General features: G+C 29.1%; 14 protein-coding genes. 6 read left to right on the forward strand and 8 right to left on the reverse strand.

Annotated elements, in window-relative coordinates:
• The 3 genes from ACH2BO_RS01745 to ACH2BO_RS01755 all read right to left on the reverse strand — a co-directional run.
• A partial coding sequence (locus ACH2BO_RS01745) for a hypothetical protein (protein WP_395043041.1) occupies positions 1 to 445 on the reverse strand: 445 nt, incomplete at its 3' end.
• Between the two features lie 132 nt (positions 446 to 577).
• The gene (locus ACH2BO_RS01750) at positions 578 to 1,708 is read right to left on the reverse strand and encodes a hypothetical protein (protein ID WP_395043042.1); all 1,131 of its coding nucleotides are present in this window, start codon (positions 1,706 to 1,708) and stop codon (positions 578 to 580) included.
• Positions 1,709 to 1,904: 196 nt separating this feature from the next.
• Positions 1,905 to 3,977, reverse strand: a complete 2,073-nt coding sequence (locus ACH2BO_RS01755) for a M1 family aminopeptidase (RefSeq protein ID WP_395043043.1) — start codon at positions 3,975 to 3,977, stop codon at positions 1,905 to 1,907.
• 130 nt (positions 3,978 to 4,107) lie between these two features.
• On the opposite strand from ACH2BO_RS01755, the gene recG reads away from it, so the two are divergent.
• From recG to ACH2BO_RS01780, 5 genes are all read left to right on the forward strand, one after another.
• Positions 4,108 to 6,213, forward strand: a complete 2,106-nt coding sequence (gene recG, locus ACH2BO_RS01760; protein ID WP_395043044.1) for an ATP-dependent DNA helicase RecG — start codon at positions 4,108 to 4,110, stop codon at positions 6,211 to 6,213.
• A gap of 98 nt (positions 6,214 to 6,311) precedes the next feature.
• The gene (locus ACH2BO_RS01765; RefSeq protein WP_395043045.1) at positions 6,312 to 7,175 is read left to right on the forward strand and encodes a bestrophin family protein; all 864 of its coding nucleotides are present in this window, start codon (positions 6,312 to 6,314) and stop codon (positions 7,173 to 7,175) included.
• 109 nt (positions 7,176 to 7,284) lie between these two features.
• The gene (locus tag ACH2BO_RS01770) at positions 7,285 to 8,199 is read left to right on the forward strand and encodes a hypothetical protein (RefSeq protein ID WP_395043046.1); all 915 of its coding nucleotides are present in this window, start codon (positions 7,285 to 7,287) and stop codon (positions 8,197 to 8,199) included.
• Positions 8,200 to 8,315: 116 nt separating this feature from the next.
• Positions 8,316 to 10,736: a phenylalanine--tRNA ligase subunit beta gene (gene pheT, locus ACH2BO_RS01775; protein WP_395043047.1), complete on the forward strand. Its 2,421-nt coding sequence runs from the start codon at positions 8,316 to 8,318 to the stop codon at positions 10,734 to 10,736.
• Positions 10,737 to 10,786: 50 nt separating this feature from the next.
• Positions 10,787 to 11,713: a cation diffusion facilitator family transporter gene (locus tag ACH2BO_RS01780; protein WP_395043048.1), complete on the forward strand. Its 927-nt coding sequence runs from the start codon at positions 10,787 to 10,789 to the stop codon at positions 11,711 to 11,713.
• A 1-nt stretch (position 11,714) separates the two neighbouring features.
• Here the strand turns inward: ACH2BO_RS01780 and ACH2BO_RS01785 are convergent, their stop codons facing one another.
• The 5 genes from ACH2BO_RS01785 to ACH2BO_RS01805 are packed head-to-tail and all read right to left on the reverse strand — an operon-like array spanning position 11,715 to position 17,301.
• Complete coding sequence (locus ACH2BO_RS01785) at positions 11,715 to 12,713, reverse strand: hypothetical protein (RefSeq protein ID WP_395043049.1); 999 nt, start codon at positions 12,711 to 12,713, stop codon at positions 11,715 to 11,717.
• A gap of 39 nt (positions 12,714 to 12,752) precedes the next feature.
• Complete coding sequence (locus ACH2BO_RS01790) at positions 12,753 to 13,760, reverse strand: proline iminopeptidase-family hydrolase (protein ID WP_395043050.1); 1,008 nt, start codon at positions 13,758 to 13,760, stop codon at positions 12,753 to 12,755.
• Between the two features lie 10 nt (positions 13,761 to 13,770).
• Complete coding sequence (locus ACH2BO_RS01795; protein WP_395043051.1) at positions 13,771 to 14,661, reverse strand: Ppx/GppA phosphatase family protein; 891 nt, start codon at positions 14,659 to 14,661, stop codon at positions 13,771 to 13,773.
• 42 nt (positions 14,662 to 14,703) lie between these two features.
• Positions 14,704 to 16,815, reverse strand: coding sequence for a polyphosphate kinase 1 (gene ppk1 / locus ACH2BO_RS01800; RefSeq protein WP_395043052.1), 2,112 nt, complete (start codon positions 16,813 to 16,815; stop codon positions 14,704 to 14,706).
• 3 nt (positions 16,816 to 16,818) lie between these two features.
• Complete coding sequence (locus tag ACH2BO_RS01805; protein ID WP_395043053.1) at positions 16,819 to 17,301, reverse strand: SixA phosphatase family protein; 483 nt, start codon at positions 17,299 to 17,301, stop codon at positions 16,819 to 16,821.
• 467 nt (positions 17,302 to 17,768) lie between these two features.
• On the opposite strand from ACH2BO_RS01805, the gene ACH2BO_RS01810 reads away from it, so the two are divergent.
• A partial coding sequence (locus ACH2BO_RS01810; RefSeq protein ID WP_395043054.1) for a DUF11 domain-containing protein occupies positions 17,769 to 20,733 on the forward strand: 2,965 nt, incomplete at its 3' end.

Consider the following 20,733-nt stretch of genomic DNA (forward strand, 5'->3'; position numbering starts at 1 on the left):
GTTTGTTTTGATTAGAAATTACAAAACCTTCTTGATCAACAGCAGTAATATTTAATACTAAAGAAGTTTTAGCAACTGGATCAAAGTTTCCAGTGTTAATATCTAATGGCAACATACCAAAAGATTGTCCAGCAGGAATAACAACTGTACTAGCAGCATTTACCCAATTAAACTCGTCTCCAACTACAGCTGTAGTTGATGGGTCAACTGAATAAGTAAGTGTAATATCAGAATTGTATGGCGATCCATCACCAGTACCTAAAACGTCGAAAGGAAATTCTTTTCTTACAACTCCTTGGTCAAAAAAGAAAGGCACATTTTGTGTAGTTTTTAAAAAACCTACAACTCTTGGAGTATTACCAAACTGTGCGTCTGGTAAATTACTATCCTCAGAACATGAAATTCCAACAATAGCCAACGTTAATAATGCAATGATTTTTTTCATATTTTTATTTTTTAAGTTTACTTAACATATACTAGATGCAAAAAACATAAAAAGGTTGCGTCAAAATAAAAAAAAAAAAAAAAAAAACCGATTGAAAAATCAATCGGTTTTGGTAATATATTGAATTAATTATTATCCTTTAGTATTACTAATTTTATTATTTACTGGAATAACAACATATACAGTTCTAACAGATAAATTTGATGCTGGTAAAATTTGAGTGTTAATTAATATTCCGTCTGGAGTATATGCTTTAAATGTTAACACTTCATTTTTAGGAACTCCTGCAGATAAAGTACCGTTTGGACCTGTAATTCCTAAATTCATTAAGATATCTCCTGTTGAACCTGCAGCTCTACCAATTGTAATTCTAACACCATTTACTGGAGTACCATCGAAGTTTGTTACTACAACATTTAAAGTTGCAACTACATATGCAGAATCATTGTTCCACCAAGAAAAGTGAGAAACATTACCAACATATTTGTTACCAACTCTTGTAGAAAAACCTTGCTCTTCCCAAAGTCCAGAAGTTTCATTAAAATGCCATAATGGAATTGTAGCTGGAGCAGTATCTAATTGGTTAGCTGCGATTGGTAAAGAAACGTTTGCAGTATGACCTGAAGTTAACTGTAATTTTTGGTTTAAATCACCTCTTAATTCTACATTTATCATTCCGAATGTTTCCATTCCAGAAGTAGTTCCATCTTCTCTAGTTCCAATTAAAGTACCTGGCATTTTGTCAAATACATTTGGATCAGCAGCATCTAAATGATTCATGATAATTTTTACATTACCAGTATAAGTGCTTCCATTTTCAAACATAAATGCACCATCAAATGTTACTTTTACTGTGTTTGGCAAAGTTACTTCTGTAGTTTCACCTGTTGGTATTGTAGCAACAACAGTTTCTGGCAACATCATTATTGTAACGTTATTTACATCATCATGTGTTGAAACTGCTCTTGAACCATTAATATAACCAACTTTTTTTGCAGTTAAGTATGCAAAATGTTCTTTTACCGAAACACTATTTAAAGTAAATTCTCCATTTGTATTTGTTGAAACGTTTTGACCATTCATAGAAATAGTAACGTTTGCAATAGGATTACTATTAACATCAACTATTTTACCTTGAAAATCTCTAGATACAGAATTTCCAAATGTAAATTCGTTTGTAGCAGCTTGTTCTTTATTATCACAATTAGTAAAAGTTAAAGAAACTAAAGCTAATGCTAAAATTAAAAGTTTATTTGTTTTCATATTTTTTATTTTAAAATTTCGATTTATAAGGTTAATTCACATAGCAAAATAACATCGTTAATTAACAATTAAAAAAAAAATTCGTTATAAAACTTTAAAACTCGTTGAAATACACTATTAAAAATAAAATAACCAAAAAACATAAATAATATGACAATTTTTGCTATGAAAAAGTAACAAAATAAAAAAAAATAAATTATTTAAGAAGATTGTTTATTTGATTTTGCTCTAAAATCGTTAAATTAGGTAACAGCTTTTTGAATATCACAACATACTTATCCTCTTTTGCAAATTCTCTTATTTCATCTTTAGCAAATTTTACAAACTGCCATTTATGATGAATTGTTGCATTTATCAAATTGGATAACATTTCTTCATCTTCAGAATTTATTAAAAATATACTTTGAAAAGCATTTTGTCTAACTAAACTGTTATAGTTATCAGATGTGTATGAAACCAATTCATTATAGTTTGTTTTATAATTTAAATCAAGTTTATTAGTGTCATTTTTAAATAAATATAAAGTTAGATAAGTTATTCGCAATTCTTTATCATTATTTCCAATCCAATTTTTAGAAATATCCAAATATCTTGTTTGATCTTCTTTAAAGCTGTTCCATAAATGAATTAAAGCAGTTTTATTTGTATCATATGATTTATCATATAATAAGGTCTCATATTCTTTCTTAAATTCTAAAGGAATATTTTCAATAGTTTCAGCAACTGTTTGTCTAATTTCAATATTATTAGTAAGCATTGCTAATTGTATTATTTTTTGTTTTTCTTGAAACGGCGTTTCTTTTATTTGATTTATTATTTCTTTCTTTAAAATATAATAGAAATCAGAATTCATAATTTCGATAAAGAACTTTTCCTTTTGAGAAAACGATTTATTTTTATAACTCTGAATTTCAAATAGTTTTTTAATGAATTCATTTTTAGTTAACAAATCGTTTACTTGATTTGTTTGAAAACGATAATCTTCTAACCATTCTTTTTGGAACTTTACAATATCAAAATCTGAAACTTTAGCAATTTCAGTAAGAAAATTAGTTGTTACTACATTTTTATACTTATATTTTTTTAAATAAGTTTTTACAGCTTTCTGAAACTTTTTTTCTCCAATTGATTCTCTAATTGTATGTAAAGCCCAAGCTCCTTTTTGATAAAATGATAAAGAACTTGCCTTTTCATTCATTATTGGAATTGTATCTTGCTTTGCTGCTTTTTGCAATTGCATTGAATTTTTATATAATGAATAATAAAAATAATCATCGCCAAAAACTTTTCGTTCTGCCAACAATGCATAATAGGTTGCAAAACCTTCCTGTAACCAATGATGTTTTCCTGATTGTGCAGTAACCAAATCACCAAACCATTGATGTGCCAATTCGTGAGCGTTTACATTTATATAATTTCTATCATTAAAACCGCTTTGACCAACTACAAAATCTTGTGAGAAAACAGTTGATGATGTATTTTCCATTCCTGCATATAAGAAATCTTCTACTGGAATTTGACGATATACTTGCCAAGGATACTTTACACCTATTTCTTTTTCAAGAAAATCGAAAATTGTATTAGAATGTTTATAGGTAAAATCAAATTTATCTGAATCCTCATTTTTATAATACATTTCTAAGATTTTGCCAGAATTTGAAAGTGTTTTTGCATGACTAAATTTTCCAATTGCAAGCATCAATAAGTATGATGACATTGGTTTTTTCATTTCATAGTGCCAAGTTTTTGAATTATCTAGTTGGTTATAAATATTTTTAACAAGAATTCCGTTAGATATAACATCATAATCAGAATTGTAAGTAATATTCATATTAAAGATTACTTTTTCATTAACATCATCAAAACTAGGAAACCAATGACTAGTGTATTTTCCTTGACCTTGTGTCCAGATTTGTTTTTCTGAACCTGTTCCTGTAAAATACATAGTTTGTTTAGGTGTTGCTAGATATTGAAATGAAACACAGTTTTTTCCTTTTTTATAACCTTCATAAAGTTTCAATTCTTTTTTGGATGTTTTAAAATTAACCGCTTTATTATTAATTTTTAAATTAGAAAATGTCATGTTTATAGCATCAATTCTGATAGTATCAATATCTTGATTGACATTGAATTCATAATTAATTTCACCCAAAACTTTTCGTTCTGATTCATTAATGTTTAAATCACCATATACTTTTTTAAAATCAATATTAGGAGTTTGCTGCGAAAAAGTAACTATCGAAAAGAAAAACAACAATAAATATTTCATTTTAATATAATTGAATTACAAATATAGTTATTGAAATTGATTTTTGAAATTGAAATTGAAACTCTATCTTCGCATTAATAATTCTAATGTTGAATTTTCAACTATGAATATAGAATTTTGAATTTCAAAAATGACAAACCCACTTCATACTGCTATAGAATATCTAAAAGGTGTTGGTCCTTCTCGAGGTGAATTGCTTCGTAAAGAACTAAACATTCATAAATATGGCGATTTGATGAATTTGTTTCCAAATAGATATATTGATAGAACGCGTTATTATAAAATTAATGAACTTCAAGATACAACTGCTGAAGTTCAAATTATTGGGAAAATCATCAACATTAAAACAGTAGAATTTGGTAAAAATCAAAAAAGATTAATAGCTTCTTTTATTGACGAAACAGGACAAATGGAGCTAACCTGGTTTCAAGGTGTAAAATGGATTCGTGAAAGTTTAAAATTAAACGAAGTTTATGTGATTTTTGGAAAAGTAGCCGATTATAAATCTCAATATTCAATGGCACATCCAGAAATGGAATTGCTAGAAGAACACAAAGCCAGTTTAAGAAGTGCCATGCAACCTGTTTATCCAAGTACTGAAAAACTAACTCAAAGAGGAATTACCAATAGAGTTGTAAACAAAGCCATGCAGCAATTGTTTCTTGAAATCAATGGTCAGTTTATAGAAACGCTTCCAATATATATTCTAGAACAATTAAAATTGATTTCTAAAAATGATGCCATGTTCAACATACATTTTCCTAAAAGTCAGGAACTTTTGGCAAAAGCTCAATTTAGACTAAAATTCGAAGAATTGTTTTTTATTCAATTGCAATTAATTACTAAAAACTTAATTAGAAAACATAAAATAAAAGGACATCCATTTGACAAAGTTGGTGATAATTTTACAAATTTTTACAACAATCATTTACCATTTGAATTAACTAATGCTCAGAAACGAGTATTAAAAGAAATTAGAAATGATATGGGAAGCAATGCCCAAATGAATCGACTTTTGCAAGGTGATGTTGGATCAGGAAAAACAATTGTTGCACTAATGAGTATGCTATTGGCAAAAGACAATGGTTTTCAGAGTTGCTTGATGGCACCAACAGAAATCTTAGCCAATCAACATTTTATTGGTTTATCAGAATTGGCAAAGAATTTAAACATTACAATTAAAATATTAACTGGTTCTACAAAAACATCTGAAAGAAAAATTATTCATGAAGCATTAGAAAACGGAACTTTAGATATTTTAATTGGAACCCATGCTTTGCTAGAAGATAAAGTGAAATTTCAAAATTTAGGATTAGCAGTTATTGATGAGCAACATAGATTTGGTGTAGAACAACGCAGTAAATTGTGGAAGAAAAATGAAATTCCGCCACACATTTTAGTAATGACGGCAACGCCAATTCCAAGAACTTTGGCAATGAGTTTGTATGGTGATTTAGATATTTCTGTAATTGATGAATTACCACCAGGAAGAAAGCCAATTCAAACGGTACATCGATATGATTCTAACAGATTAAAAGTTTGGAAATTCTTGAAAGATGAAATAGCTAAAGGAAGACAAATTTATATAGTTTACCCATTAATTCAAGAATCTGAAAAAATGGATTATAAAGATTTAATGGATGGTTATGAAAGTATTTCTAGAGATTTTCCATTACCTCAATACAGTATTTCTATAGTTCATGGAAAAATGAAACCTGCCGAGAAAGAAGCCGAAATGCAACGATTTGTAGCTGGTAAAACCAATATAATGGTGGCAACAACCGTTATAGAAGTTGGTGTAAATGTTGCCAATGCAAGTGTAATGGTTATTGAAAGTGCCGAACGCTTTGGTTTATCACAACTTCATCAACTTAGAGGAAGAGTTGGTCGTGGCGCAGAACAAAGCTATTGCATTTTAATGACAGGTTTTAAATTGAGTGTTGATAGCAAAACTAGATTAGAAACCATGTGCAAGACCAATGATGGATTTGAAATTGCCGAAGTCGATTTGAAAATTCGTGGTCCAGGTGATATTCTAGGAACGCAACAAAGTGGTATTTTGAATTTGCAAATTGCAGATTTAGTTCGTGATAGAGATATTTTAATACTTGCAAGAGAATATGCCATGAAATTATTAAAAGATGATGCTGCAATGATAAAACCAGAACATAAAAAAATGCGAGAACTATTTATTGAAATGAGTGCCAAAAAAAATATTTGGAATTATATTAGTTAAAAATTTAGGGTTTCAGGTTTCGGGTTTCAGGTTTCAGGTTTTGAGTTTCAGACAGAGCAAAATACAATACACAATCAATCAAAAAATTATAAATAAAAATGGTACAATACAACCCAAAAGATTGGATAACATTTATTTTTAGATTTCATAAATCAGATACTTTTAGACAACTTTTACCACTAATGCTTCTTATCGGATTTTACTCTGGCGGAATTTGTTATCTAGAAATGGACTACTGGAAATTACCCGAAGATAGTCCTATAAAAAACATTACAATCATGCACGGAATGTTGGGTTTTGTAATTTCATTATTATTGGCTTACCGAACAAATACTGCCTATGACAGATGGTGGGAAGGAAGAAAACTTTGGGGTTCTTTAGTAAATAATTCTAGAAACTTAGCCATTAAACTCTCAGCAATTCTAAAAGAAGAAAGTGATAGAAATTATTTTAAAAAACTTATTCCTGCTTATGCATCAATTTTAGAAAAACACCTAAGTGATGAAGAAACTGCACAAGAATTGTTTGACGGATTAAATTTAAAAATAGATAAACACAAACATTATCCTAATCAAGTTGCCAAAATGCTATACCAAAAAATAAATGATTTACATCAATCTAAAATAATATCTGGCGAACAATTAATTATTTTAAATTCAGAATTACAATCCTTTACAGATGTTTGTGGTGCTTGTGAGAGAATAAAAAATACTCCTATACCTTATTCGTACAGTTCTTTTATAAAAAAATTTATTTTCTTTTATGTAATGACTTTGCCATTTGGTTATAGCTTTAGTTTGGGATATTATACAATTCCAGTAGTGATTTTTATTTTTTATGTTTTAGCAAGCTTAGAACTAATTGCCGAAGAAATTGAAGATCCGTTTGGTACAGATGCAAACGATTTACCAACAGCCAAAATTGCAAGAAATATTAAAAAACATGTTGAAGAATTATTATAATTTTTCAATGTAGCACAAATTTGACATTATGAATTTATGATAGTTTAACACAAATGACTATTTTTGTCAACTTCACTAAAAAGGAAGTAATAATACACTAATATAATTTATGAAATTTATTTCAAAATATAAAACCATATTATTAATTGCTCTAATATTATTTATTGGTGCATTTGCTTATATAAAATTTATAAAAAAATCTCCTGTTGTTGATTCAACTGGAAAAGTACTAACTGAAGATGACTATGAATATTACAATAGCTCTGTTAAAGATGATACACTTCATAAATTTGGATTTATTGCTAAAGAAAATTATATAGTTACCCAAGATGCAGATGTAAGAAGAACTCCAAATAAAGCGATGTTTAATACCGTTTACAAACTACAATTCGGAACAAAAGTTTATACCAAAAACTTAGATGAAGATAGCAAAGTTAAAAACATTAATAAAACTTTACTGGAGAGAGAAAATCGCAATGACTATATTGCAATCTATGCCAAAGAACCGATATTATTATCAGAAAAACCTGTTGGATATGTTTATAAAGAAGATATTTTAGGCAAAGATGATTTTGATAAATACAAACCAAAGAAAAAAGAAATCAAACCTGTAGCAATAGAATCTGGGCTAAAATCTACAATCGAAGCTAACCTTTATATTAATGAAGTTGAATATAAATTTTCTAAAAATATTGAAAGATATAATCAATCTATAGTTCATGGTGATTTTAATAATGATGGATTAAGAGATTTTGCGGTTATATTAGACAGTTTTGACAATTCAAATTCGGCAATTCAAATTTACTTCAACAATCTAGAAAACAACCGATATGATTTAGTTTATACCAAAACGTATCCTTCTTTATTGAAAATTAAATTAATTGGAAAAGATCGTGATGTAATGGTAAATTCAGAAATTACTAAATTTCCAATTGATGGAATTCTAATTTCAAATTCAGAATTTAACACCTTTTTTCATATTTACAATACCGATGATAAAAGTTTTATGGTAATGCCAAATTAAATTCGTCATATAATATCATTTTTTTATTACCCAAAAAATTAATTCATTTATCATAAATTGATAATTGGAAATAATTGAATATTACCTATATTTGCACGCTTAAAATAGTAGATACAATGCGAATTTCATACAATTGGATTAAACAATTTTTAAAAATAGAATCTAACTCTGAAGATGTTTCAAACATGCTTACCGATTTAGGACTTGAAGTAGAAATAGTAGAAAAATATCAATCTGTAAAAGGAGGATTAGAAGGAGTTGTTGTTGGCCATGTAGTTACTTGTGAAAAACATCCTGATGCAGACCGACTAAAAATTACAACTGTAGATATTGGAACCGGAACACCAATTCAAATTGTATGTGGTGCAAATAATGTTGCTGCTGGTCAAAAAGTTCCTGTTGCTACAATTGGAACAAAATTATTTGACAAAGAAGGAATTGAATTTGAAATTAAAAAAGGAAAAATTCGAGGTCAAGAAAGCAACGGAATGATTTGTGCCGAAGACGAACTTGGTTTGGGAACAAGCCATGACGGAATAATGATTCTTGATGATAAACTAAAACCTGGAACTGCAGCTGCAAAAGTTTTTGAAATAGAAAATGATGAAATTTTCGAAATTGGTTTAACTCCAAATCGCGCCGATGCAATGTCACACATGGGAGTTGCAAGAGATTTACGCGCAGCTTTAATTCAGAAAAATGCTTCTTTAGAATTAATTACACCATCTGTATCTAAATTTAAAGTTGATAAACGAACTCTAAAAATTGATATTGACATTAAAGACAACATATTAGCACCAAGATATTGCGGAGTAACAATTTCTGGAATTACAATTAAACCTTCGCCAACTTGGTTAAAAAATAGATTGAAAGCCATTGGATTAACACCAAAAAATAATGTTATTGATGTTACTAATTATGTTTTACACGAATTAGGTCAACCATTACATGCTTTTGATGCATCAAAAATAAACGGAAAAGTAACTATTAGAACTGTAGATGCTGGAACCAAATTTGTAACTCTTGATGATATAGAAAGAACTTTGCATGAAGAAGATTTGATGATTTGTGATGATAAAGGTCCAATGTGTATTGCTGGAGTTTTTGGAGGAAAAAATTCAGGAGTTTCAGAAAACACAACTTCAATTTTTTTAGAAAGCGCTTATTTTAATCCAGTTTCTATTCGTAAAACTGCTAAACGTCATTCATTAAGCACAGATGCTTCTTTTAGATTTGAAAGAGGAATTGATCCCGAAATTACTGAATATGCATTGAAACGTGCTGCACTATTAATACAAGAAGTTGCTGGTGGCGAAATGACATCAGATATTATTGATATTTATCCAAAAAAGATTGAAGATTTTTTAGTTTTCTTAAACTATGAAAAAGCATATAAATTAATTGGTCAAGAAATTCCAAAAGAAACAATTAAAAACATTTTGGCTTCATTAGATATTAAAGTAAATAACTCATCTGATGCTGGTTTAGGTTTAATTATTCCATCTTATCGTGTTGATGTTCAAAGAGAAGTAGATGTAATTGAAGAAATTCTTAGAGTTTTTGGATACAATAATATTGAATTTAGTAAAAAACTAAATGCAACCGTTTCTAAATCATCAAGAATAGAAGATTATAAAGTTCAAAATATAGTTGCATCGCAATTGAATACTTTTGGATTTCATGAAATGATGGCAAACTCTCTGACAACGCCAGATTATTTAAAACTTTCAGATTTATTGAAAGAAGAAAATACCGTTTCTATATTGAATCCTTTAAGCAATGATTTGTCGGTAATGCGTCAATCGTTATTGTTTTCAGGTTTAGAAGCTGTATCCTATAATATAAACAGAAAAAATAGTGATTTAAAATTATTTGAATTCGGAAAAAGTTATCGCAAAACATTATCTGGATATGATGAAAAGAAACAATTGACACTTTTTGTTACCGGAAACAGAATGAATGAAAGTTGGACAAATACTCAAAAACCATCTGATTTTTTCTTGTTTAAAGGATATATAACTTCAATTTTATCACGTTTAGGATTTGATAAAACTCAAAATTTACCTGTAACCAATGATGTTTTTGCCGAAGGAATTGCATTTTCTAATGGAAATGATGTTTTGGTAGAAATGGGAACTGTAAAAAAATCGATAGTAAAACATTTTGATATAAAGCAAGAAGTTTTTTATGCTGAGTTCAATTGGGATTTGGTAATTAAATTATTGACAAATAAAATTAAATTTAATGCAATTCCTAAATATCCTGAAGTGCGAAGAGATTTTGCATTATTAGTTGACACGACAACAACATTTGAATCTATTTATAAAACAGCAAGACAATCTGAAAAAATGCTTTTAAAAGATATAAATTTATTTGATGTTTATGAAGGCAAAAATTTACCCGAAGGAAAAAAATCGTATGCAATAAGTTTTATTATTCAAGACACAACTAAAACATTGACCGATAGTCAAATTGATAAAATCATGAAACGATTACAAACCAGTTTTGAAACCGAACTTGGTGCTCAATTGAGATAATACTAATTATAAAAGCTCTGTAAAATGAGCTTTTTTTTTATTAAAAAAACATGGAACATAAAGAGAAAAACAATCATGCAACTGCACATATTATTCAAAGTTTATTTGTAAACTCACTAATAGTTGTTGCCAAAGGATTTGCTGCTTTTATGACAAAATCTGGTGCTATGCTTGCCGAAACAATTCATTCATTTGCAGATTGTTCTAATCAAGTTCTTTTATTATTTGGTGTAAAGCAATCTCGAAAACCAGCCGATGAAGCACATCCTTTTGGGTATGGAAAATCGGTATATTTTTGGTCATTTATGGTTGCAATGTTATTGTTTTCAATTGGTGGAATGTTTTCTATATATGAAGGAGTACATAAATTTAATAATCCAGAACCAGTTCATGCAATTGGTTGGGGAATTGGAGTTTTAGTATTTTCAATAATTTTAGAAGGATTTGCAACTTATAAAAATATTATTGAACTTAAAAAAAGAAAAGGCGATATTGACTTTTTTAAGTATTTGAAACAAACTAAAGATAGTGATTTAATAGTAATATTTGGAGAAAACTCGGCAGCAGTTTTAGGTTTGATTATTGCATTAATTGCTATGTTAACCACCTATTTTACTGGTGACGGAAGATATGATGCTGCTGGTTCATTGGCAATTGGATTTGTGTTAATTGCAGTTGCTATATTTTTATCTGTCGAAGTAAAATCGTTGTTAATTGGAGAAAGTGGCGATGTGAAAATTTATGAAATAATTGGAGAACTCATAACAAAAAATCCTGAAATTGAAAGTTTAATAAACTGCAAAACAATTCAACAAGGTCCAGGAGAAGTTCTAGTTTGTTTAAAAATAAAATGTATTCCTAACATTTCTACAGAACGTTTAAGCTTATTAATTAATACATTTGAAAATGAGTTAAGAACTGCTAGAAAAGATGTTAAATGGATTTATGTTGAACCTGATTTACAGGAATGGAAATGATTTAATTTTTAGGTTTTGGATAATAAAAGTCTATTTCTATTTGCTTTATTTTTTCATTATTTATAATAAAATCAATAGTTCCTTTTTTATCATTAATTTTTAAAGATACTTTATAATCTCCATTTTCTTCTTTAAAAAATTCTTTTTTATATTCTAAATTTTTAGTAGAATTTGTAAACTTTTTAATAAGAAGTTTTTCGGTATCATTTAATGTGATTCCGTTAATATTAAATATTTCATCCTCTGGATAATAATTACCATTTCCCTCTATTTTTTTGATGAAAATTTTATCTAATGCAAAATCATTTACAAAGAAATATTCATTATAAGTATCTTGATTATGACTATAATATTTATAATAATCCTTTTTATTATTCAAATCCTTTTCAATATCAACATAAGAATTAAAACCTCCAATTAATGAATCAATTTTAATTTTATTTAAACCATAGAAATTTTTATTGTTTATTTTTAAATTTTCAATAGACATTGAATCTCGTTTTTCAAACTCAAAAGTTTCTCTATAAATTTTATCAAGATTTATTTCTATAAGCTTTTTAAAATTTTGATTTTTATTTAGAATTTTAATTATTTCACTATTTTTATCTTCAAATTGCTTTTTATACTTCCAATCAATAATAACTTTTTCATATTCATTGTTATTAAAATATAAAGTGTCTACTAATTTATTAAATTGATAAGTAACCATAAATTCTATACTTGGACAACCAATAACTCCAAAATGACAAAATAAATCATTAGATTTTCTAGTTTTTAAATTTGATTTTAACTTAATTAACTCTAAAACCAATTCATCACAATCTTTAATGCTTTTAGAAACAACTTGACCACTTTGTTTGGTTATAAATGAGTTGCAAAATCCATCATCTGGCTCATTATAAACTTTATACAAAGTAATACTTGTTAAGTTCTCAATTTTATCTTGAGAAAATAGAAAAGAAAAATATAAAAGGAAAATTATTGAAAAAGTAAATTTCATTCAATAGAGTTTAAACCTATAAATTAATAACGATTGTATTTAATTTTTAGTATCCACTTTTTTCATAAAATCAATTAAACCATTCATGTAGGTTTGTTGATCGTCGTATAAACTCATGTGACTTCCGTTGGCACAATATAAATAAGTTCCGTTTTTAAGTTGAGTTGACATCCATTTCATGTATTCTGGATTCATCGTATCGTGCTTTGCTCCTATTACTAATGTTGGAGTTGCAATGTTTTTTAATTCTTTAGAAACATCCCAATTGGTTAATTTTCCTGAAATTCCTAATTCGCTTGGACCTTGCATGGTTATATAAAGTGATTGATTTAATCTTGCCATTGAGCGAGTTACTGGTTCTGGCCAATTGGCAACTGGTTGTCTTAGAATGTGTTGGTTGTAGAAATTATTCATAAGCAAATCCATATATTTTGGATTGGTATACTCTTTATTGGCTTCTAATTCTTTTATAATTTTTAGAACATCAGGATTCATTTGTTTTTCTAATACTTTAGAGTACTTGCCATATTCTGGGCAACTTGCCATCATGTTTGAAATAATTAATCCTTTTAAATTGTCTTGATATTTCAAGGAATATTGCATTGCTAAAATTCCACCCCAAGAATGTCCAAGTAAATAAAAATTATCTTTATCAAGATTTAATTGTTTTCTAACTTGCTCTAGTTCTTCAACATAGCGAGGCAAGTCCCACATAGTTGTATCGTTTGGATTGTCTGAAAAACCAGTTCCAAGTTGATCATAATAAATGAATTCTATTCCTTCTTTGGGCAAGAAACTTTCCATGCATTCGAAATATTCGTGTGACATTCCTGGTCCACCATTTAATAATAAAAGTTTTATTTTTGGATTGTTTCCGTAGCGTTTTGTCCAGACTTTAAATTTTCCTTTTGGAGTTTCAATGGTAATCATTTTGGTACCACCAATTTTTATTTCTTGATCGTCTTGATCGAAATAAGAATTATCTTTTGTTTCATTTTTGCATGAAAACAAGGTTACGATTGTTAAAAATAGGATAAGTTTTTTCATAAATATTTTTTTAAATTGTTCCGTGATACATTGCTTTTACAATTCCGTCTGAAAGTCCAATTTTTGGTACATATATTTGTCTTGCACCACTCCATTTCATGGCATTTAGATAAATTTTTGTTGCAGGAATAATAACGTCAGCTCTATCGGTATTTAGACCTAATTCTGCAATTCGTTGTTCGTAGGTTAATGAATTTAAATATTGATATTGAGAGTTTAAATAAATTAAAGATAATGGTTTATCTTGTTGTTTTCCAGATAGTTTAAATAATTTATTAATATTTCCGCCAGAACCTATTAATGTTATGTTTTCATATGGTTCGCAATTGGTTTTAATCCATTTTTCTATTTCTTGCCATACAACTTCATTTACCATATCGTTTAGCAAGCGAACTGTTCCGTTTTTAAACGATTTAGAAGCAATAATTTTTCCATCATAAAAAAGTGAAAACTCAGTACTTCCGCCACCAACATCAACATAAAGATAGGTTTTGTCTGTTGTAAAAAAATTACTTAAATCTGAGGTTGCAATTATTGCTGCTTCAACTTTTCCGTCAATAATATCAATTTCAATTTCTGATTTTTGTTTAATAACTGAAACTACATCTTTTCCATTATATGCTTCACGCATTGCCGATGTGGCGCAAGCTTTATATTTTTCAACTTTGTAAACTTTCATTAATAGCCGAAATGCTTCCATTGCATCAACCATTCTATCAATATTTTCTTCAGATATTTCACCAACAGTAAAGGCATCTTGACCTAGACGAATGGGAACACGAATTAATGCTGATTTATTGAATTGGGTTTCTTTTCCTTCTTGTTCTACAATATTAGTAATGAGCAATCGCATGGCGTTTGATCCTATATCAATTGCTGCATATTTTTTTATTGAAATCATATATTAGATAGAAGTGTTTGAATATTATTATTTAAATTAAAGCTAATTATTGGTTTCTTCGGGTTGAATTTTATAATAATTATAAGTTTCTAGTTGTGCTCTAAAAACTGGTTCCTCTTTTTTACGAATTCTATATTTATTATCCATTTTTTCTGAATGAAATCTTGCTTTTACATTTCCTTTCCAACCAATATCAAAATTATCAATAAGTTGTTTTTTAATATCTTCTTGATATATTGGGCAAGTAACTTCTACTCGACCATCAAGGTTACGAGTCATAAAATCGGCAGACGAAATAAATACATCAGGATTATTATCATTACAAAAAATGAATATTCTAGAATGTTCTAGAAAATTATCTACTATACTAATGGCTTCAATATTTTCGCTCATTCCTTTTTTGCCAGGAATTAAAGAACATATTCCTCTTATTTGCAATTTCATTTTTACTCCAGCATTACTTGCATCATATAGTTTATCTATCATTTCAAAATCAGATAAACTATTCATTTTTAGATTTATATATGCTGGCTTTCCTACTTGAGCGTTCAAAATTTCTCTGTCAATAAGTTTATAAAATTTTGTTCTTGAATAATGTGGCGAAACAATTAAGTGTTTGTATCGATATTGTCTATAATTTATGTCAAAGAAATCAAAGATTTTTGAAACGTCTTTTAAAATTTGTTGATGACTTGTAAACAAAGTCACATCGGTGTATACTTTAGCAGTAGCTTCATTGAAATTTCCTGTAGAAATTATTCCGTAGCGTTTTGTTTTTCCTTCTTCTAATCTGTCTACAAGACATATTTTGCTATGCACTTTTAAACCTTTTATTCCAAAAATAAGTTCTATTCCTTCTTGTTGCATTTGTTCTGCATAAGAAATATTATTTGCTTCATCAAATCGAGCTTGAAGTTCTATTTGTACAATTACTCTTTTACCATTCTTGGCAGCATTTATTAATGAACTTATAATTTGAGAATTTTTGGCAAGTCGATATAATGTAATTTTAATTGAAGTTACTTTTGGATCTAATGCAGCTTCTCTTAAAAATTTTATTAAATAGGCAAATGATTGGTAAGGTGCAAAAATTAAATAATCTTTAATTGCAATTTTATTTAAAATACTTCCTTCTAATGATAATCCATTAACAGGATTAGGTTCTTTTTGTTGGTACAATAAATCAAATCTTCCCAGGTTTGGAAAATTCATGTAATCTCTTCTATTGTGGTATCTTCCGCCAGGAATTATACTATCAGTTGATTCAATTCTCATTCTTTTTAGGAAAAAAGATAAAGTGTCTTTGCCAATAGTTTTATCATATACAAACCTTACAGGTTCGCCAATTCGTCTATCTTTTACAGAAGTTGCAATTTTTTGTAGCATACTTTTACTCATGTCACTATCAATATCTAATTGCGCATCTCGAGTGATTTTTATCATGTGGGCTGCAATATCTTCATAGTCGAAAATATTGAATATCTCATTTAAATTGTATCTAATTACATCATCGAGCAACATAATAAATTGTTTTTCTCCAATAGAAGGCAAAACAACTATTCTATTTATAGTTTTAGGAATTTCGATTATTGCATAACGAATTTCTTTTTTGGCTTTTACCAATCCCAAAACTTTAGATTTATGTTCTGGTTTCATTGTAAGTTTAATTGCTAAATAACCCGAAGTATCTTTTAAAAGCGGAAATTCGGCAAGGTCATTTAATATAATTGTAACAAGTTCAGGACTAACCTTTTGAATAAAAAAATCATGAACAAAATTTTGATGTTCTTGACAAAGTTGAGTTTCGTTTACAGTTATTATGTTTTCTTTTTCTAATTTTTTTTCAATATCACTCAAAATCTGAAGACTTTCTGATTGTTGTTTTATTACAATTTCCGTAATATCTTTTACTAATTGTTGCGAAGATATTCCGCCAAGTATTTTTTCGCCAGTTTCACCAGATTGGCTCAATCTTCTAATTGCTGCAAATCTAACTCGGAAAAATTCATCTAAATTATTAGAAAAAATTCCTAAAAACCTAAGCCGATCTAATAAAGGTACTGATTCATCTGCTGCTTCTTGCAAAACTCTTGCATTAAAAGTAAGCCAACTTTTTTCTCTATCTATGTATTTATAGTTATTTTCTGAATTCATAATTTATATATCGCTTGGGAAAATAATTTTATCTGTTTTGCCTTTATTAATATCCTTCCAATTATTTGTATCAAAAATAATTGAAACAAGTCCAGCAGTTGGTATATTTTCAATTAAAATATCTCCAAATTTATTAACAAAATCTGTAATAGCGTAATTATGACCAAAAAGAATTATGTTATTGTATTGATTTGGGAATGATTTAACAATTTTTTCTAATTCGCTCAATTTAAATGTATACAACTCCTTATAATAAATAATATCAGATTGTGATAAATTCCAATTTTGAACAAATAATCTTGCCGTTTGTGATGTTCTAACAGAACTGCTAGAAACTATTAATGAGTCTATTGAAATATAACTTTTAGATTTAATAGCTACTTCAATTGCTCTTTCAATTCCAACATCAGTTAATGGTCTTTCAAAATCTTTAAATGAAAAATTTTGTTGCGCTTTAGCATGTCTAATTAATATTATTTTTTTCATAATTATTAAAAATTGGTAAAAAAATTAAATTTTTGTAAGAAAAAATACATAAAAATTTAAATAAAATGTATTTAAACAGCTATTTTTAACACTTTGTCGATTATTTAATAGTTTTATATAAAAATCATCTCTAATTTTGTCAAAATTTAACAGTTATTGCAAAATTAATCAAGAATAGTAAACAACAAGAAGAATTTGATTATAATTTTAGTATAAACACAATAAAAAAAAAATTGATAAATGCAGAAAAACTAACAACAATAAGGTTTTACAACAAAAAAATCAATAGAAACTACTTTTTATCGAGTTTTAATGTAATTCATAGATTAAATAGTTTTTATATTTTTTTTGCAAGTATTTTTGGTTCGTGAATAATATTGCCACATTGTTAATAACTATTTCAATGATGCAAGCCAAACAAAAAAACAAACTAAAGCATGATACAATTTATACATAAATTTTTGCTTATGAAAACTATAAACAAATACTCGTTTATTATCCTTTCATTATTATCTATTATGTTTACTTCTAACTCTTTTGCAGAAGGAACACCAACATTATCACCCAATGCAGTTAATATTACTGCAGTTTTAAGTGCTCCAGATTTAGCTAGTGGATCTTACTTTGGTTGTGGAGAAGATAATAGAATCTATTTTAACATTTCAAGTATTGCGACAGAAAGACTTTATTTCGGTTTTGATTGGAGACAATATGCAGTTGGAAGTCCTCCAAGACTAACTAATGTTTATTATAGAATTAGAAGACCTGATGGTTCAGTTGCTGTAACAGCTTTATGGGACAGCACTCTAGGTTCAGCAGGAAGTATTGATACTCATGCTAAAGCTTTAATTGGTCCAAATATTGGTTCAACAACCACAGGATATGCTCCACTTATTTTTAACCCAACTATAACTGGTGAACACTGGATAGAATTTTATAGAAGTAATGATGGTGGTGTTACAGCTTTAACAACAAATGCAGACAGAGCTGTTGGTGTATTATTTGATATGACAGTTGCAACTACTGCTGGAGTTAAAAAAAATGGACGCGTACATTCTGATAAATGGGGATTTGTTGCTGTTTCATCAACTTATGGAAATTTAACAACTGCAAGTTCTGAGCCAAATTTTTATGCATATACAAATGACCAAGTTGTTTTATTTATAGATTTTAGACCTGGTTTTATGCCTATAGCTTATGACCTAGCTGTAAACAGTTATGGAGTTACTCCAACAGGTCCTTTTAATATTACCAGACGTTCTGTAAATGCTGCTTCTGCACCACCATTATTAAATGGCTTCAAAGTTTTTCTTAATATACCAGATTCAGCAGTTTATCCTGTTGCTTCAATTCCTTCAAACCCTTCATTTTTAAATCCTGCTTTAACAGGATGTGGACCCTATTTAGTAAGATACAATACCTCAGAGAATGGAGATGTTAGGTTATTTTTTGATTTGAATGGAACTCCAGGATTTCAAGCAGGAACATCTGATAGAATTATTGAAGTTTATGGTGTTACTGCTGGTAATAATACAATTAGTTGGGACGGTTTAGATGGTTTAGGCAATGTAGTACCTGATGGTGCTAGCATGACCTTAACTTTATACTTCTTAAAAGGTAGATTTAATTTACCGATATTTGATGCTGAATTAAATAAACAAGGATTTAATGTTCAATCTATTGCACCAGTTGTTATAGCTAATTCTCAAATGTATTGGGATGATAGCCAATTAACTAATGTTGGATCAGTTTGTTTGACAGATGGAACAACACAAGATAATAACTTTACTGGTTCTGGTTTTAATAATACTATAACAGGAACTGCAAGTCCAGCCAGAGCATGGAGTTCTAATAGTAATCCAACACAAGTAATTCCTGCACCTGCTAATGGAGCAAATGAAACTGATGGTATAACTTGTAATGACTATGGTAATGTTCGTGTATTAAATACATATGGTTGGGGTTTAGCTACAGCAAGTGTTTCTGCAAGTATATTCAAAGGTTGTTCAGATTTAAAAGTTGTAAAAACAGTAAATAATGCTTCACCATTAGTTGGAAGTAATGTTACTTTTACAATTGATGCTACTAATCTTGGAATTAGCAACGATACGAATGTTATTGTAAATGATATTTTACCTACTGGATATACATTGGTGAGTGCAACTCCTTCTTTTGGAACTTGGACAGCACCAAATTGGAACATTGGAACTTTTACAGGTAATACGACTTATACTTTAACAATTGTAGCAACTGTAAACACTTCTGGTAATTATTCAAATACTGCTTGTATAACTGGAACTAATGAAGATCCTGTATCATCGAATAATTGTTCTACTATTACTCCTATACCTGTTCAAAATGCAGATTTATCTGTTGTTAAAATTGCAAGTAATATGTCTCCAATAATTGGTACTAATGTAACATTTACAATTACTGCAACAAATAATGGTCCAAATGATGCAACAGGAGTTAATGTTAACGATGTAATTCCAAATGGTTATTCAATAGTAAGTGTTACTCCTTCTGTTGGTTCTTGGTCTTCTCCAAACTGGGCTATCGGAAATTTATCAAATGGTTCAAATGCCACTTTAACAGTTGTTGCTAGAGTTTTATACAATGGTACTTATTCTAACACTGCTTGTATTTCTGGAACTTTTCAAGATCTAGTTTCAAATAATAATTGTTCAACAAGTACTCCAATACCTGTTAATGCAGTTATTAATGCAGTTAATGATTCTGGTATACTTATAAATGGATATATTGGTGGTACATCTTTAACAAATGTTCTTTCAAATGATACACTTAATAATATTTCTGTTCTACCATCAGAAGTAACAACTTCTTTTATTTCTTCAACTCATCCTGGTATATCTTTATCTGGAACTGATGTTATAGTCGCTGCTGGAACTCCTGCAGGAAATTATACTTTAACTTACAGAATTTGTGAAATTTTAAATCCTGCTAATTGCGACAATGCTGTTGTAACTGTTCCTGTTGGGGCACCAATTATAGATGCAAGAGATGATGTTGGGACTATAGTAAATGGATTTACTGGTGGAACTTCTGTTACAAATATTTTAGCTAATGATTTCCTTAATGGAAACTTAGTTATTCCGTCTCAAATAATAACCCTCTCCGGGACCATCGGTTTCATCGTCTTCGTCGGCTTGGGCGCCGGCGCGGTCGCCGCCATCGTGCTCCTGGTTGCGCGTCCCTGGTTGCACGTCTGCGGTGCGGCGGCGGGGGTGATGGCTGGGCTGGTGCCATTGATCCTTCTCGGGGGCAAGGACTTCTCATCGGAGAACCTGGACTTCTCGATCTTGTCGCCGGCCTGGCTTGCGGTGGGTCTGATCGTGGGTGGAACTGCCTTGTTCGGGGCTGCCCTCGGCTCGGTGGCTGCTCGACTCCAGCAGACAGCGGAGGACGACAGCC

The organism is Flavobacterium sp. (assembly GCF_043773265.1).
Lineage (GTDB): Bacteria > Bacteroidota > Bacteroidia > Flavobacteriales > Flavobacteriaceae > Flavobacterium.

Coding starts and splice junctions, on each gene's coding strand:
- ACH2BO_RS01750 (WP_395043042.1), bottom strand. CDS start 1,708: ATGAAAACAAATAAACTTTTAATTTTAGCATTAGCTTTAGTTTCTTTA.
- ACH2BO_RS01755 (WP_395043043.1), bottom strand. CDS start 3,977: ATGAAATATTTATTGTTGTTTTTCTTTTCGATAGTTACTTTTTCGCAG.
- recG (WP_395043044.1), top strand. CDS start 4,108: ATGACAAACCCACTTCATACTGCTATAGAATATCTAAAAGGTGTTGGT.
- ACH2BO_RS01765 (WP_395043045.1), top strand. CDS start 6,312: ATGGTACAATACAACCCAAAAGATTGGATAACATTTATTTTTAGATTT.
- ACH2BO_RS01770 (WP_395043046.1), top strand. CDS start 7,285: ATGAAATTTATTTCAAAATATAAAACCATATTATTAATTGCTCTAATA.
- pheT (WP_395043047.1), top strand. CDS start 8,316: ATGCGAATTTCATACAATTGGATTAAACAATTTTTAAAAATAGAATCT.
- ACH2BO_RS01780 (WP_395043048.1), top strand. CDS start 10,787: ATGGAACATAAAGAGAAAAACAATCATGCAACTGCACATATTATTCAA.
- ACH2BO_RS01785 (WP_395043049.1), bottom strand. CDS start 12,713: ATGAAATTTACTTTTTCAATAATTTTCCTTTTATATTTTTCTTTTCTA.
- ACH2BO_RS01790 (WP_395043050.1), bottom strand. CDS start 13,760: ATGAAAAAACTTATCCTATTTTTAACAATCGTAACCTTGTTTTCATGC.
- ACH2BO_RS01795 (WP_395043051.1), bottom strand. CDS start 14,661: ATGATTTCAATAAAAAAATATGCAGCAATTGATATAGGATCAAACGCC.
- ppk1 (WP_395043052.1), bottom strand. CDS start 16,815: ATGAATTCAGAAAATAACTATAAATACATAGATAGAGAAAAAAGTTGG.
- ACH2BO_RS01805 (WP_395043053.1), bottom strand. CDS start 17,301: ATGAAAAAAATAATATTAATTAGACATGCTAAAGCGCAACAAAATTTT.